Origin of the sequence: Herbaspirillum sp. C7C8 (genome assembly GCF_022627875.1) — a bacterium.
In the GTDB taxonomy this organism is placed as follows: domain Bacteria; phylum Pseudomonadota; class Gammaproteobacteria; order Burkholderiales; family Burkholderiaceae_D; genus Herbaspirillum.
The window spans coordinates 1-16,487 of the sequence record NZ_JABXGG010000034.1 but is presented as its reverse complement, the minus strand read 5'-3'; the positions used below and the strand labels follow the sequence as shown (position 1 = coordinate 16,487).

Below are 16,487 nucleotides of genomic sequence, written 5' to 3'. Positions count from 1 at the left end.
GTGCAACCTTCAGGTGCGGGGCGCGGGCCACGCTGAGGACTTGCGCGGCGGTGAGGTTGAAGCCGTCGATGGTGATGGTGTGCATGTGATGAGTTCTCTCTGACATGATCGTGTGCGATTACTTGGCCCCGGCCTGGAACCAGGCGGCGACTTCAGCGCGTTCCGCATCGGTCATCTGGGTCATGTTGGCCAGCGGCATATCCTTGGTCTGGACGGCGCGCTGGAAGATCTTGGCCGCGTGCTGACGGATCAGCTCAGGCGTCTGCAACATCATCCCCGCCGGGGCGGTGGCAAAGCCGGCCTGGGTCGGCTTGTCCGAATGGCAGCTGGCGCAACGCTGGGTAATGATGGCCTGGATGCGGGCGAAGTCCGGTGCGGCGGCAGCGACCGGTGCCGCACCCGCAGCAGCAGGTGCCGCCAGGGGCGTCACCGGACGCGGCGCAATCGCCACCGCCACGCCCAGCAACAGGGCCACGCCGGCGATGGGATAGGCCACCACCACGCGGCCCTTGTGTCGCAAATTGAAGAAGTGACGAATCAGCACACCGGCCGCCATGATCGCCGCCAGCACCAGCCAGCTGTGGGCGTGCGTATAGGTCATCGCATAGTGGTTGCTGATCATGATGAACAGAATGGGCAAGGTGAAGTAGTTGTTGTGCACGCTGCGCTGCTTGCCCTTGCGACCATGGACGGGATCCGGCGAGCGGCCCGCCTTCATTGCCTCCACCAGCTTGCGCTGCCCCGGGATGATGACCATGAGCACATTGCCGACCATGATGGTGCCGATCATCGCGCCCACGTGGATATAGGCCGCGCGGCCCGACAGCAGGTGCGTGAGCAGATAGGCCACCGCCACGATGAAGACGAACATCACCAGCCCCAGCAGCCCTTCGCGCTTGCCCAGTGGCGACTTGCACAGCAGGTCGTAGACGATCCAGCCCAGCACCAGCGTACCGATGCCCACGCCCACTGCTTGCGGACCGGTGAGGTTGGCCACCGACTTGTCCACCATCATGGCCGAGGCATTGAAGTAATACACGATGAACAGCATGGCCACGCCGGTGATCCAGGTGGCATAGGCTTCCCACTTGAACCAGTGCAATTCCTCGGGCAGTTCGGCCGGGGCCACCAGATACTTTTGCGGATTGTAGAAACCACCGCCGTGCACCGCCCACAGTTCACCGGAGACGCCCTTCTTCTCCAGATCGCTGCCCGGCTTGGGCGGGCGGATGGAGTTGTCCAGCCAGACGAAATAGAACGAGGCACCGATCCAGGCGATGCCCGTGATCAGATGCAGCCAGCGGACCAGCAGATTGGCCCAGTCGATGCCATATGAAACCAGGAGTGCTTCCATGTCTTCCCCACGCAGGATTGCTGTCCGCCACCGCGACCTACTCCGGACAGGCGAGGCATTGCCTCAGGAATGGGCCGCCATGAAAGTCTTCCCCTCGCCCTGCGTGTACCAGGGCTGCAACTGGATGAGTGGAGTGAAGGCTTCCCGCGCGCCGGGAAGCGCAGGCGTCCTGATGACGCCGTGGCTGGTCTCCCGTCGTGCTGCCGCTACGACCCGATGGCTGGTGCCATCTGTTTTTTTGGCCGCCCTGCTGATGCGGGACGGTTGCACGAACGATAAACGCGGGGACTGCACAAAACATGGTCATCAACGTATATTTGACATACGAATGACGATATACAAAAATGCCCCCTGGATGTGGGACGCTTGCGCTCGCATCCCGCCAGGCCGCCGCCCGAGCCGGTCTGGGCAAACGACAACGATAATGCGCCTGCCCCGATGCAGCCGCCCCAGAGTGAACGAAAAACCGTCACCTGTCCCGCACCACAAGACCCCGGAGACATTCCCATGTCCAGGCTGCCTGACCATCTCGACATCCACCTCATCCGCATTCTTTATCTCCTGCTGTGCGAGAAAAACGTCTCGCGGGTGGCCTTGAAACTGAACCAGCCGCAGCCCTCCATCTCGGCCTCCCTGCGCAAGCTGCGCGAACTCACCGGTGACCCGCTGCTGGTGCGCGGTGCGCGCGGCATGGTCCCGACCCAGCATGGCGAGAGCCTGTTGAAACCGGCCAAGCGCATCCTCGACGAGACCGAACGCCTGTTCGTGCCCAAGACCGCCTTCGTACCACAAGAGGAGGAGCGCACCTTCCACATTGCCGCGCCGGACTACATGAACACGCCCTTCTTCACCGAAGTGATCGCCCGCCTGCGCCGCGAGTCGCCGCGCAGCCGCATCGTCATCCATGCGCTGGGTCCGGATACCGATTACGTGCGCCTGCTCTCCGACGGCGAGCTGGATCTGGTCATTGCCAACTGGGACGAGCCGCCCGCGCACCTGCATCTCTCCAAGCTGTTCGATGATCCCATCGTCTGCCTGATGCGCGCCGACTGCGCCTATGCCAAGCGCACCGCGCGCGATGCCATGCGCATCGAGGACTATCTCTCGCTGCCGCATGCAGCGCCCTCGCAGATCCTGCCCGGCTACCACGGCACCATCGACACCTTCCTGGAAAAGCAGAACCTGCATCGCAACGTGGTGGTGGAATCGGCGCACTTCCGCATGCTGCCCTACATGGTGGCGCAAACCGACCTGGTGCTCACAGCAGGCCAGCAGTTCGCCAGCTTCTACGAAAAGCTCCTGGGCCTGAAAAGCTACACGGTGCCGATCAAGTTCCCGCCCCTGCGTTTTTACCAGCTGTGGCATGAGCGGGTGCATCAGGCGACCGAGCACAAATGGCTGCGCGCCCAGGTCAGCGCGGCGGCCAAGATGATGGCGCAGGGCCGCGCCTGAACCGGTGCCGGGCCGCTGCGGCAAAGGAAACGGGCGGTCCGGCATATATCGGCGGCGCGCCTGCCGGTATGCCGGGACTTATATATCGCACTGACCGGATTGCATTAGTATCGCCAGCAACAGGCCGGTATCCGCACAAAGACAGCACCAAGACGCGGAACACGGTACTGGGCCGGAACCACCTTCAAGCGGCAAGGCACGCCCTCCTGGCAACACGGAGACACAATACGGGCGCGGTCACATGCCAGGTTCCATCGATAAAAAAATACCAGGAGACAACCCCATGCAAGCCGCTCGCCATCCGGTGGATGAACGCCTACCGCTATTCAAGCTCTTTGCCCTCGGCATGCAGCATGTGCTGGTGATGTATGCCGGCGCCATTGCCGTGCCGCTCATCATCGGCGGCGCGCTGAACCTGCCCAAGTCCGAGATTGCCTATCTCATCAGTGCCGACCTGTTCTGCTGCGGCCTGGTGACCATCATCCAGAGTGCCGGCATCTGGAAGTTCGGCATCCGCATGCCGGTGATGATGGGCGTGACCTTCGCCGCCGTGGGGCCGATGGTCGCCATGGCCAACGACCCGCAACTGAACATCCTGCACATCTATGGGGCCGTGATTGCGTCCGGCGTCTTTTGTATCCTTGCCTCTCCCTACATGAGCAAGCTGATGCGCTACTTCCCGCCGGTGGTGACGGGCACCGTCATCACCGTCATCGGGGTCTCGCTCATGGGCGTGGGCATCAACTGGGCGGCGGGTGGGCAACCGGTGATCGGCAAGCTGGTCGACGGGGTCTTCGTGAAGGTCCCCAATCCCGACTACGGCTCGCCGCTGTCGCTCTCGATTGCGGCGGTGGTGCTGGTCTCGATCCTGCTCATCACCAAGTACACACGGGGATTCATCTCCAACATTTCGGTGCTCATGGGCATGGTGGTCGGGTTCGTGATTGCCTTTGCCCTCGGCAAGATCAGCTTTGACGGGCTGGATGCGGCGGACTGGTTCGCCTTCATCCAGCCCTTTCACTATGGGCTGCCGCAATTCGACATCGCCTCCATCATCAGCATGTGCCTGGTGATGATCGTGACCATGATCGAATCGACCGGCATGTTCATGGCACTGGGCGACATCGTCGGCCGCCGCATCGACGACCGCACCCTGGCCAGCGGCTTGCGCGTGGATGGCCTGGGCACGGTGATCGGGGGACTGTTCAATACCTTCCCCTATACCTCCTTCTCGCAGAACGTCGGGCTGGTCGGCGTGACGGGAATTCGCAGCCGTTTCGTCTGCGTGGCAGCCGGGGTGATCCTGATTGCCTTCGGCCTGTTCCCCAAGATGGCGCACGTGGCCGCATCGATTCCGCAATTCGTGCTGGGCGGGGCCGGCATCGTGATGTTCGGCATGGTGGCAGCGACCGGCATCAAGATCCTCTCCAAGGTCGATTTCCACGGCAACCGCAACAATCTTTTCATCGTGGCCATCAGCATTGGCGTGGGCATGATCCCCATCGTCGCCCCGACCTTCTTCGACAAGATGCCGCATCTGCTGGGCACCATCTTCCACAGCGGCATCCTGCTGGCCTCGGCCATGGCGGTCGGTCTGAACCTGTTCTTCAATGGCCGTGGCAGCGAAGAGGACGTGGCCCGCTATGCGGTGGCGGCGGCGCAGAGCTCGGACCACTGAAACGCGGCCGCCGAGATATGCCGCCGTGCATAGCGCCCAGATGAAACCGTTGATGCCATCCGGGCCAAGATGTTTTAAAGTCTCATCTGCGCCGCAGACCGCACCGGGCGGGCTTGGGCGCAGAGCGTGAGACGACAGCCGCAGACAACAATCGGCACCGACAATCCTGATTTTCAGATGGGAGTATTGGCGCGGACTTGCGGCATCACCCATGAACACAGCGAGGGAGCCGGCGGCGCGCCGACCGGCCAGCACATGACGACGACACTGGAACAACTGAACGCAGCCGAGACTTCGGCCTTCATCGCCGCCCTGCACGGCATTTACGAGCACTCTCCCTGGATTCCCGAGCGGGCTGCGCTGCAGCGTCCTTTCCGCAATCTGACTGCCTTCAAGCTGGCCTTGCACAAGGTCGTGACCGACGCCAGCCGCGCCGAGCAGCTGGGCCTGATCCGGGCCCACCCCGAACTGGCTGGCCGCGCCGCCATTGCCGGCGAGCTGACCGCCGAATCTACGGGAGAGCAGGCCAAGGCCGGATTGAATCTGTGCACCCCGGAAGAATTTGCCCGCCTGCAACAACTCAATGCCGACTACAACGCAAAGTTCGGCTTCCCTTTCATCCTTGCGGTGAAGGGCCCCACCGGTGCGGGCCTCACGCGCCAGCAGATCATCGCCACCTTTGCCCGCCGCCTGCGCAACCAGCCGGAAGACGAATTGCGTGAAGCCCTGCGCCAGATCGGCCGCATTGCCGAGATGCGCATCAACGACCTGCTGGGCTATCGTCCGGCGATGGGCGCGATGGTGATGCAGTGGGCAGAAGAGATCGGCGCCTTGTCCGAAGACGAAGGAGCGCTGACCTGCACCTATCTCACCGAAACGCACCAGCGCACGGCAGAGCAGATTGCGCAATGGATGCGCGAGGCCGGCATGCACGTGCATATCGATGCGGTCGGCAACGTGGTGGGGCGATATCTTTCCACGGATCCGCAGGCCAAGACCCTGCTGACCGGCTCGCACTACGACACGGTGCGCAATGGGGGCAAATACGATGGACGCGAGGGCATCCTGCTGCCCATCGCCGTGGTGAAGCATTTGCATGAACGTGGCGAGACCTTGCCTTTCCATTTTGAGGTGATCGGTTTTTCGGAAGAAGAAGGTGTGCGTTTCAAGAGCACCTTCCTGGGCAGCAATGCGGTGACCGGCCATTTCGACATGAAGCTGCTGGAGTTGCAGGACAAGGATGGCATCAGCATGCGCGAGGTCATCACCAGGGCGGGTCATGATGTCGCGGCCATCCCGCAGATCGCGCGCGACCCGGCCGACATCCTGGGCTATGTGGAGGTGCACATCGAGCAGGGACCGGTGTTGCTCAATCGTGATTTGCCGGTAGGCATCGTCACCTCGATTGCGGGCAGCTCGCGCTATCTGGTGGAATTGAAGGGTGTAGCCAGCCATGCCGGCACCACGCCGATGGACATGCGCAAGGATGCGGCCGCCGCGGCGGCGGAGATCATCCTGGCTGTGGAGCAGCGTTGTTCGCAGGACCAGCATGCCGCGCTGGTGGGCACGGTGGGGCAGTTGCAGGTACCGCGCGGGTCGACGAATGTGATTCCGGGCGCGTGCCAGTTGTCGCTGGACATTCGTGCGGCCGAGGATGGGGTGCGTATTGCGGCGGTGAAGGACATCCTGGGCAAGATCGAAGAGATTTGTGCTCGCCGCAGCATTGACTTCAAGCTCGAAGAGACCTTGAGCGCCCCGGCTGCGCCGTGTGCGCCGTGGCTGATGGATCAGTTGCGCGCCGCGACGGAGCGTGCGGGGGTGACGCCGTTCGAGTTGGCTTCCGGAGCGGGGCATGATGCGATGGCGATTGCGAAGCTGACGGATGTCTGCATGTTGTTTACGCGTTGTGGCAATGGCGGCATCAGCCACAATCCGTTGGAGACGATGACGGCGGATGATGCGGAGGTCTCGGGGCAGATTTTGCTGGATTTCCTGCGCAGCTTTGAGGCGAAGCGCTAATGATTTATATGATTTAACCGGCGGTGCGTCTTCGATACGCGGCGGTGCCGCTACTCAGTCCGAACGGGAGTTTGAGCACCTGACCGCACGAAGCCGCAGGCGAGGAAGACAAATGCGATGCCGAAGGCGAGGAAGACAATGGCGATGCCGAAGGCGAGCCCGAGTGGACGGTCCCCATAGAGCCAGCCGTCGCAGCGGGGCGAAAAGTGGATCAGAAGAATAGTCGGAGCGAAGCGACTCTATTCTTCCCACTTTTCGCTTCGCTGCGACGGGGACCCTCCGCAGGAGGGCTGGCTCTTTGGGGTCGCCTTCTTTTGCTTACTTTTCTTGGCGAGACAAGAAAAGTGAGCGGCTGCCGGGCCGCTCCCGGCGCGTTCTCCCGACCGGAGAAAGATAGGCGTTGAGCTAGAGCGCAGGAAGAAATTCCGTGCAGACTACCCAAAACACAAAACACAAAACAGCAAAACAGCAAAACACCAGCATTAAGCAACTCTTAACGCTAACCAGAAACAGCATTAAACGGACCTAAACCCTCCCAACAACCCCACCCGTCGCAGTCGTTAATAGGGCAAGAAAGGGACTCCCCCCTGTCACCTGCGCCGACCCGCATTCAATCACATCAACAAGGAAGCCAAGAAGGAGTCCAACCATGCAAGAGCAAGCAACAGGCAAGACGCTGTTGATCAGGAACGCACGCGTCCTGGTCACCATGAACGAAGGCCGTGAAGAGATCGCCGATGGCGCGCTCTACATCAGGAACAACGTCATCGAGCAGGTCGGCAAGACCGAAGATCTTCCGCAAGAGGCCGACGAGATCATTGATGCCAGCCACCACGTGGTCATCCCTGGCCTGATCAACACGCACCACCACATGTACCAGAGCCTGACCCGCGCCATTCCCAGCGCGCAGAATGGCGAACTGTTCAACTGGCTGACCAATCTGTATCCGATCTGGGCTGGCCTGACGCCGGAGATGATCCGCGTATCGACGCTGACCGCCATGGCCGAGCTGATCCTCTCGGGCTGTACCACCAGCAGCGACCACCTCTACATCTACCCCAACCAGACCCGCCTGGACGACAGCCTGGAGGCGGCTGCCCAGATCGGCATGCGTTTCCACGGAGCGCGAGGGGCCATGAGCGTAGGTCAGTCCAAGGGCGGCTTGCCGCCGGATCGTGTGGTCGAAGAAGAGCCGTCCATCCTCAAGGACACGCAACGCCTCATCGAGACCTACCACGACGGCCAGCGCCACGCCATGCAGCGCATCGTGGTCGCCCCCTGTTCGCCCTTTTCGGTCTCGCGCGACCTGATGCGCCAAGCCGCCGACCTGGCGCGTCATTACGGCGTCTCGCTGCACACGCACCTGGCCGAAAACGTCAACGACATCGCCTACAGCCGCGAGAAATTCAACATGACGCCCGCGGAATATGCAGAAGACTGCGGCTGGGTCGGCCACGACGTCTGGCACGCCCACTGCGTGCAACTGGACGACCATGGCATCGACCTGTTCGCCCGCACGGGCACGGGCGTGGCGCACTGCCCCTGTTCCAACATGCGACTGGCCTCCGGCATCGCCCCCATCCGCAAGATGCTGGACGCAGGCGTGCCGGTCGGCCTGGGCGTGGACGGCAGCGCCTCCAACGACAGCGCCCACATGCTGGGCGAAGTCCGCCAGGCCATGCTGCTGCAGCGGGTGGGCTTTGGGCCCGACGCCATGACCGCGCGCCAGGCGCTGGAAGTGGCCACCCTGGGTGGTGCCAAGGTATTGAATCGCGACGACATCGGTGCACTCAAGCCCGGCATGTCCGCCGACGTCGTCATGTTCGACACGCGCCAGATCGCCTTTGCCGGCGCGCTCCATGATCCGGTGGCCGCACTGGTTTTCTGCACACCCGCCAACGTGGACACCAGCATCATCAACGGCCGCGTGATCGTGCGCGAGGGACAGCTCACCACCATTGACCTGGGGGCGGTGCTGGAGCGGCACAATCATCTTTCGCTGGAACTGGCGCAGGCAGCGCGCTGACATTGCCAGAGGGACGGAACTATATGCGTATCACGGACATGAAAATAGGCGCGCGACTGGCGCTGGGTTTCGGCGCGGTCATGGCGCTGCTGCTGGCCATTGCCGTACTGGGCAACCTGCAACTGGGACGGCTGGCTGATGGCATCGGTCTGATCGTCAAGGACCGTTATCCCAAGACAGTCATGGCCAACACGGTACAGATCCAGGTCAACAAGATCGCGCTCGACATTCGCGACATCCTGCTGACCGACGATCCGGAACGCATCAAGGCCCTGGCTGCCGACGCCACTGCAGCGGACCGCAAGATGAACGCGTTCCTGGACAAACTCAAGGAAGTGGCGCGTACCGAAGAAGACCGACGCTACGTCGAGGCGGCCATCGCTGCGCGCCAGGCCTACGTGCCGGCGCGCGACAAGCTCATGGCCCTGGCCCTGGCCGGACAGGTAGAAGACGCCAAGCAGTACCTGCCCCGACAATTCATGCCGGTACAGATCAAGTACTTCATCGCGCTCGACGCCATGTTCGACTACCAGGGCGGCCTGATGGATGCCGCTGGTGAAACCGCCACGCAGGATTCCGCCAGCGCCCGCCACATCATCAACGCCCTGGCGCTGGTCGCCCTGCTGCTGGCGGCGGTAGTGGCATGGCTGGTCTCGCGCAGCATCGCGCGGCCGCTGGTCCATGCCGTCACGGTGGCGCGCCGGGTAGCACAAGGCGACTTGTCGGCGCGTGTGGAGGCGAGATCGCGAGATGAGACAGGGGAACTGATGATGGCCCTCAAACTGATGAACGACAACCTGCGCAACATCGTCGGCCGGGTGCGCCATGGTACGGAAGCGATCAACCACGCTGCCGGTGAAATCGCCAGCGGCAATCTCGACCTCTCGGCACGCACCGAGCAACAGGCGGGCTCGATCGAAGAGACCGCCTCGGCCATGGAAGAACTGAGCTCCACCGTCAGACAGAACGCCCACAACGCCAGCGAGGCTACAGCGCTGGCAGGCAACGCAGCGCGCATCGCGGTACAGGGCGGCGACGTGGTAGAGCAAGTAGTCAGGACGATGGCCGACATCAATGCCTCATCGCGCCAGATCGTGGACATCATCGGCGTGATTGATGGCATTGCCTTCCAGACCAATATCCTGGCCCTGAATGCCGCCGTGGAAGCAGCACGTGCGGGCGAACAGGGGCGCGGCTTCGCGGTGGTGGCTTCCGAAGTGCGCTCGCTGGCGCAACGCAGTGCGACCGCTGCCAGGGAAATCAAGGCACTGATCCATGATTCGGTCGGCAAGATCGACAGCGGCGCCACACTGGTGCAAGAGGCGGGCAGCACCATGCAGCAGGTGGTCGCCAGCGTGCAGCGGGTCAATGCCATCATCACCGACATCAGCACGGCCAGCCGTGAGCAGAGTGGTGGCATCGAAGAGATCCACCATGCCATCACACTCATGGATGAAGCGACCCAGCAGAATGCGGCGTTGGTGGAAGAGGCTGCTGCTGCCGCCCAGGCCATGCGCGACCAGGCCGCACAGTTGCGGGAAGCGGTGGGGGTATTCAGGCTGGACGCGTGAGGGTGGGCCGTAGCAGCCGCAGAAGAAATAAAGCCGTTCAGTGAAACACTGAACGGCTTTATCACGTTTTCGACGTCTCGCGAGGGCGCCACATACGCTCAAATCAGCCCCACACCTCCGCCACCCGCAACAGATTGGTACTGCCCGGCTGCCCGAAGGGCATGCCCGCGGTGATGGCGATCTGATCGCCCGTGCGCGCAAACCCTTCCCGCACTGCGGCCTGACACGCCGCACTCACCATCTGCCGTTCGTCATGCACGGCTTCGCTGATGGTGCAATGTACCCCCCACACCAAGGCCAGCCGACGTGCCGTCGCCAGCTGCGGCGTGATGCTCAGGATCGGTGCCGCCGGACGCTCACGCGCGGCGCGCAGACTGGTATGACCGGAGCTGGTGTAAGTCACCGTGGCCGTCGCGCCAAGGATGCCCGTCACATCACGCAGAGCCGCGCAGATCGCATCAGGCCGGTTGTTCTGCGGCGACGTATATTGCGCCTGCATCAGCGTGCGATACAGCGGATCCTGCTCGACCTGCACAATCACCCGATCCATCATGCTCACCGCCTGCAGCGGATAGTCACCCTGGGCCGATTCGGCCGAGAGCATCACCGCATCCGATCCATCATAGATGGCACTGGCCACATCCGACACTTCCGCGCGCGTGGGCACCGGTGCCGCAATCATCGATTCCAGCATTTGCGTGGCGATCACGATGGGCTTGCCGTGCTGGCGGCAGGCGCGCAGGATGCGCTTTTGCGTGCCCGGCACGCACTCCGGCGGCAGCTCCACACCGAGGTCGCCGCGCGCCACCATGATGGCGTCGGACACCGCCACGATCTCGTCGAGCCGCTCCAGCGCGGCCGGTTTCTCCAGCTTGGAGAGGATGGCCGCACGCCCTACCACCAGTGCACGTGCCTCCAGCACATCTTCGGGGCGCTGCACGAAGGACAGCGCGATCCAGTCCGCCCCCATCTCCAACGCGAAGTCCAGATCGCGGCGGTCCTTGGCGGTCAGCGCAGGAATCGGCAAGACCGCATCGGGCACATTGACACCCTTGCGGTCGGAGACCACGCCGCCATTGACCACGCGCGTGCGAATGGAATCACCATCGCTGGCTTCCACCTGCAGGCGCAGCTTGCCGTCATCGATGAGCAGGCTTTGTCCCGCTTCAATCGCCTCGAACAGTTCCGGATGGGGCAGGCAGACGCGGTGCTGGTCGCCTGGTGAGGCATCCCGGTCGAGCGTGAACATCTGGCCGGCCTGCAGCACCGCCCTGCCCCCGTCGAACTGGCCGATGCGCAGCTTGGGTCCCTGCAGGTCGGCCAGCACGCCGATGGGGCGGCCGACTTCGCGCTCCACCTGGCGCACGATCTGGTAACGCGCGTGATGATCGGCGTGGCTGCCGTGACTGAAATTGAAGCGGAACACATCGGCCCCGGCCTCGAAGAGCGCGCGGATCATCTCCGGCGTGGCGCTGGAGGGACCCAGGGTGGCGACGATTTTTGCCTGGCGCAGGCGGCGCATAGGAATCTCCCGTAATGCTGGTTGTGATGACGTGGTCGACATGCGTAATGGTGCAAGCGATGAGGGCTTGCCAATGGCAAGCCCTCTTGGGGATGATGGCGTCCGGTCAGGATGCCTTGGCAATTTCGTGGTTGGACAGCATCTCCACCGCCCGACACAGCGCCGAGTGATCCATCCCCGCCAGTCCATTGGCCGCGCAGGCATTCATCAGTTCCTGGGCCACCGCGGTATTGGGCAAGCTGATGCCCAGCGCCTTGGCCCCTTGCAGGGCCAGGTTCAGATCCTTCTGGTGCAGCTCGATACGGAAGCCCGGCGCGAAGGTACGCTTGACCATGCGCTCGCCATGCACCTCCAGAATCCGCGAGGACGCAAAGCCCCCCATCAACGCCTGCCGCACCCGCGCCGGATCGGCCCCGGCCTTGGAGGCGAACAGCAGAGCCTCGGCCACGGCCTGGATGTTCAGAGCGACGATGATCTGGTTGGCGACCTTGGTGGTCTGCCCGTCGCCATTGCCACCGACCAAGGTGATGTTCTTGCCCATCAGTTCGAACAGCGGCCTGACGTCGTTGAAGGCCGATTCCGAACCGCCGACCATGATGGTCAGCGAAGCCGCCTTTGCGCCGACCTCGCCGCCCGAGACCGGCGCATCCAGATACTGGCAGCCCAGGGCATTGATCTTCTTGGCAAACTCCTTGGTGGCGATGGGCGAGATGGAACTCATGTCCACTACGATCTTGCCCGGTGACAGCCCCTCGGCCACGCCCTTCTCGGCGAACAAGACGGCCTCTACGTGCGGGGTGTCCGGCACCATGACAATGACGATGTCGGCGCGCCGCGCCACTTCCGCACCTGACGTGCAGACAGTGGCACCGCCCTCCAGCAAGGAGGCGGGGGGATTTTTCTGGTCGTGCAGGTAGAGCTTGTGACCGCCCTTCTGCAGGTTCTCTGCCATGGGCGCGCCCATGATGCCCAGGCCAATGAATCCAACTTTTGCCATGCTGTGTCTCCTCAAGAAAGATGAAATCCTGCTGTCAAGTGTTCAGGCCGTCTGCAATCCGTGTTGCGCGATCCAGCCCAGTCCTGCCATGGTCCCGGCCTGCGGTTTGTATTCGCAGCCGATCCAGCCGCGATAGCCGATGTCCTCCAGCCAGCCGAACAGGTAGCGGTAATTGATCTCGCCAGTGCCGGGCTCACCGCGTCCGGGGTTGTCGGCCAGTTGTACGTGACCGATCAGGGAGAGGTTGGCCTTGATCGTATTGGCCAGCTCGCCCTCCATGCGCTGCATGTGATAGATGTCGTATTGCACGAAGAGATTGTCCGAGCCGGTGGCCAGGATCAGTTCCACCGCCTGGCGCGTCGTATTGAGGAAGAAACCCGGAATATCGAAGTGATTGATCGGCTCGATGAGCAGACGAATGCCTTGCTCCTTCAGGCACGCGGCGGCGTATTTCAGGTTGCCGACCAGCACCTCGCGCGCCGCTTCGCGCGAGACGCCCGGCGGCAGGATGCCGACCAGGCAGTTGAGCTGCGACACCTCCAGAGCGCGGGCATAGCGGATCGCTTCATCGACCCCGGCGCGGAACTCGGCTACGCGGTCGGGGTGGCAGGCGATGCCGCGTTCACCGGCGTCCCAGTTGCCGGCGGGCAGGTTGTGCAGCACCAGTTGCAGACGATGCGTGCGCAATTGGGTGGCGATCTGTTCCGGGTCGAAAGCATAGGGGAACAGGAATTCCACCGCGCGGAAACCGGCCTGCGAGGCCGCCGCGAAACGGTCAAGGAAAGGCTGTTCGGTAAACAGCATGGTGAGATTGGCGGCGAGTCTGGTCATGCTTGGCTCCTTTGTTGTTAGTCCAGCAGGCTGATGGCGGTGGGCGCATCGTCGGCGTGCTCGGCCAGGGGTTCGAATTCATTGATGGCATCGATCTCGGTGCCCATGGCGATATTGGTGACGCGTTCCAGGATGATTTCCACCACTACCGGTACGCGGTACTCGGCCATCCAGCGCCGGGCCTGGGCAAAGGCATCCTGGATGGCATTGGGATCGGTGACGCGGATGGCCTTGCAGCCCAGGCCCTCGACCACGGCCACGTGGTCCACGCCATAGCCGTTGAGCTCGGGTGCATTGATGTTCTCGAAGGCCAGCTGCACGCAGTAGTCCATCTCGAAGCCGCGCTGTGCCTGGCGGATCAGGCCGAGGTAGGAATTGTTGACCAGCACGTGCAGATACGGCAGCCTGAACTGCGCGCCCACGGCCAGTTCCTCGATCATGAACTGGAAGTCATAGTCGCCCGAAATGGCCACCACCTTCTTCTGCGGATCGGCCGCCACCACCCCCAGCGCGGCGGGAATGGTCCAGCCCAGCGGCCCGGCCTGGCCGCAGTTGATCCAGTGGCGATCGCGATAGACGTGCAGAAACTGCGCTGCGGCGATCTGCGACAAACCGATGGTGGCCACGTAGCAGGTATCGCGACCGAAGGCGCGATTCATTTCTTCATACACGCGCTGGGGCTTGACGGGCGTGTCATTGAAATGGGTGCGACGTTGCAGGCTCTTCTTGCGTTGCTGGCATTGGGCCAGCCACGCCGAACGATCGGGCAATCGCCCTTCTGCCTTCCATTGCGTGGCCACTTCCACGAACAGCGCCAGCGCCGCACCGGCATCGCTGACGATGCCGTAATCCGGCCCGAAGACGCGACCGATCTGGGTCGGTTCGATATCCACGTGGACGAAGGTGCGGCCCTTGGTAAAGACATCGATGGAGCCGGTATGGCGATTGGCCCAGCGGTTGCCGATGCCCAGCACGAAGTCCGAGGCCAGCAGCGTGGCATTGCCGTAGCGATGGCTGGTCTGCAGACCGACCATGCCGGCCATCTGCGGGTGATCGTCGGGGATCGCGCCCCAGGCCATGAGCGTGGGGATGACCGGCACGCCGGTCAGTTCGGCGAACTGCACCGCCAGTGCGGCGGCATCGGCATTGACCACGCCGCCACCGATGGTGAGCAGCGGGCGTTGGGCGGCGTTGAGCATCTCCAGCGCCTTTTCGATCTGGGCGCGGGTAGCGGCCGGACGATAGACCGGCAGCGGCGCGTAGGTATCGGGATCGAAATCGATCTCGGCCATCTGCACGTCGAAGGGCAGGTCGATCAACACTGGCCCGGGGCGGCCTGAGCGCATCAGGTGGAAGGCTTGCTGGAACACGCGTGGCACCTGGGCTGGCTCGCGCACGGTCACGGCCCATTTGGTGACGGGCTTGGCGATGGATTCGATGTCGACGGCCTGGAAGTCTTCCTTGTAGAGCCGGGCGCGCGGTGCCTGGCCGGTGACGCAGAGGATGGGGATGGAATCGGCCTGGGCAGAATAGAGCCCGGTGATCATGTCGGTCCCCGCAGGGCCGGAGGTACCGATGCACAACCCGATGTTGCCGGCCTTGGCGCGGGTATAGCCCTCGGCCATGTGGGAAGCGCCCTCCACGTGACGGGCCAGGATGTGCTTGATGCCGCCGTGTTTCTTCAGGGCTGCGTAGAAGGGATTGATCGCTGCGCCCGGCACGCCGAAGGCTTGCAGACAGCCTTCCCTGACCAATACCTGCACTGCCGCGTCGACTGCTCTCATCTTTGCCATGCTCGTTCTCCAGGATGTCCGTTGGTGGATGTGTGATCGCTGGAGCCCATGCTAGTCATTACAAATCCGAATGATAAGTATCATCGGAGTCCACTGATTACTGAGCAAAAGTATGGAAACATCCAAAAAGTATTGAATTACACTCAGGCCGGGAGGGATTGATGGACAAACTCAAGCAGATTGAAGCTTTCGTACTGGTGGTAGACAAGGGCAGCCTGGCGGCGGCGGCACTGGAGGAGAAGGTCACCCCGGTGATGATGGGGCGCCGCATCGATGCACTGGAGAGGCGCCTGGGCACCAAGCTGATGCACCGCACGACGCGGCACCTGACGTTGACCGAGCAGGGCAGCGTATTTCTGGATCATTGCCGCAAGTTGCTGGAGCAGATGGACACGGCCGAGAAGAGCATAGCCGAGGGGCGGCACAAGGCGACTGGCCACCTGGTGGTCTCGACGCCGGCCGCGTATGGGCGCCTGCATGTCGCGCCGCATGCCCCGGCCTTTCTGGCTGCGCATCCGGAGGTACAGATTTCCTTCAACCTGACGGACCGCGTGGTGGATCTGGTTCGTGAGGGCTATGACCTGGGCATCCGCATTGGTGGCGCCATCGAACCCAGCTTCGTGGCGGTACGCCTGGCCAGCAACCGGCGTGTGGTATGTGCGGCGCCGGAGTATCTGCATCGTTACGGAGTACCGAGGACACTGGATGATCTGGCGCAGCACAACTGCCTGGCGTTCAACTTGCAGGGTGGGCAGCAGCGCGGCTGGTATTTCCAGCAAAACGGCAAGCCGGTGATCATCAAGGTGCAGGGCAATCTGGATTGCAATGATGGCGAATTGCTGCATCGCTGGGCTGGCGAGGGCTTGGGGCTGGCGTGGCGCTCGACCTGGGAGATCCAGGCGCAGTTGGCCTCGGGGGAGTTGGTGACGGTGCTCGACGAGTATGCCTTGCCGCACTACGACATCATGGCGGTGTATCCGCAGCAGCGGCATTTACCGGCGAAGACGCGGTTCTTCATTGATTATCTGAAGGAAGTGTATGGGCAGCAGGATTATTGGAACGGGAGGCGATGAAAGACGGCGGTGACGAAGCCGCAGGCGAGAAAAAAGGGCGATGCCACAGGCGAGCACGACCGAGGCCGGAGGCGAGCAAAAAAGGGCGATGCCGCAGGCGAGCACGACCGAGGCCGGAGGCGAGCAAAAAAGGGCGATGCCGCAGGCGAGCACGACCGAGGCCGGAGGCGA

At 62.9% G+C, this 16,487-nt stretch carries 11 protein-coding genes; 6 read left to right on the top strand and 5 right to left on the bottom strand.

Annotation, left to right across the window (positions count from 1 at the left end; genetic code table 11):
- Nucleotides 1-118: 118 nt before the first annotated feature.
- Complete coding sequence (locus HWE01_RS22190) at nt 119-1,354, bottom strand: urate hydroxylase PuuD (protein ID WP_175345142.1); 1,236 nt, start codon at nt 1,352-1,354, stop codon at nt 119-121.
- A 507-nt stretch (nt 1,355-1,861) separates the two neighbouring features.
- On the opposite strand from HWE01_RS22190, the gene HWE01_RS22185 reads away from it, so the two are divergent.
- The 5 genes from HWE01_RS22185 (at nt 1,862) to HWE01_RS22910 (ending at nt 10,100) form a co-directional block, all read left to right on the top strand.
- Nucleotides 1,862-2,806 carry a LysR family transcriptional regulator gene (locus tag HWE01_RS22185; RefSeq protein ID WP_175345141.1) on the top strand — a complete coding sequence of 315 codons (945 nt, stop codon included), beginning with the start codon at nt 1,862-1,864 and terminating at the stop codon, nt 2,804-2,806.
- 283 nt (nt 2,807-3,089) lie between these two features.
- A complete protein-coding gene (locus HWE01_RS22180; RefSeq protein ID WP_175345140.1) occupies nt 3,090-4,484 on the top strand; it encodes a nucleobase:cation symporter-2 family protein in 1,395 nt (464 codons plus the stop codon).
- 255 nt (nt 4,485-4,739) lie between these two features.
- Nucleotides 4,740-6,503: an allantoate amidohydrolase gene (locus HWE01_RS22175; RefSeq protein WP_241822910.1), complete on the top strand. Its 1,764-nt coding sequence runs from the start codon at nt 4,740-4,742 to the stop codon at nt 6,501-6,503.
- 649 nt (nt 6,504-7,152) lie between these two features.
- The gene (locus HWE01_RS22170) at nt 7,153-8,529 is read left to right on the top strand and encodes an 8-oxoguanine deaminase (protein ID WP_241822909.1); all 1,377 of its coding nucleotides are present in this window, start codon (nt 7,153-7,155) and stop codon (nt 8,527-8,529) included.
- A 23-nt stretch (nt 8,530-8,552) separates the two neighbouring features.
- Nucleotides 8,553-10,100 (top strand): methyl-accepting chemotaxis protein, encoded by a 1,548-nt coding sequence (locus HWE01_RS22910; protein WP_008330725.1) that lies wholly within the window; start codon nt 8,553-8,555, stop codon nt 10,098-10,100.
- A 103-nt stretch (nt 10,101-10,203) separates the two neighbouring features.
- Here the strand turns inward: HWE01_RS22910 and pyk are convergent, their stop codons facing one another.
- From pyk to gcl, 4 genes are all read right to left on the bottom strand, one after another.
- Nucleotides 10,204-11,622, bottom strand: a complete 1,419-nt coding sequence (gene pyk, locus HWE01_RS22155) for a pyruvate kinase (RefSeq protein WP_241822908.1) — start codon at nt 11,620-11,622, stop codon at nt 10,204-10,206.
- Nucleotides 11,623-11,728: 106 nt separating this feature from the next.
- Nucleotides 11,729-12,619, bottom strand: a complete 891-nt coding sequence (locus HWE01_RS22150) for a 2-hydroxy-3-oxopropionate reductase (RefSeq protein ID WP_008330733.1) — start codon at nt 12,617-12,619, stop codon at nt 11,729-11,731.
- 42 nt (nt 12,620-12,661) lie between these two features.
- Nucleotides 12,662-13,450, bottom strand: a complete 789-nt coding sequence (hyi, locus tag HWE01_RS22145; RefSeq protein ID WP_241822907.1) for a hydroxypyruvate isomerase — start codon at nt 13,448-13,450, stop codon at nt 12,662-12,664.
- A gap of 17 nt (nt 13,451-13,467) precedes the next feature.
- Nucleotides 13,468-15,243, bottom strand: a complete 1,776-nt coding sequence (gene gcl / locus HWE01_RS22140) for a glyoxylate carboligase (RefSeq protein ID WP_175345122.1) — start codon at nt 15,241-15,243, stop codon at nt 13,468-13,470.
- Nucleotides 15,244-15,404: 161 nt separating this feature from the next.
- Between gcl and HWE01_RS22135 the strand changes: the two genes are divergently transcribed.
- The gene (locus HWE01_RS22135; protein WP_008330739.1) at nt 15,405-16,316 is read left to right on the top strand and encodes a LysR family transcriptional regulator; all 912 of its coding nucleotides are present in this window, start codon (nt 15,405-15,407) and stop codon (nt 16,314-16,316) included.
- Nucleotides 16,317-16,487: the final 171 nt, after the last annotated feature.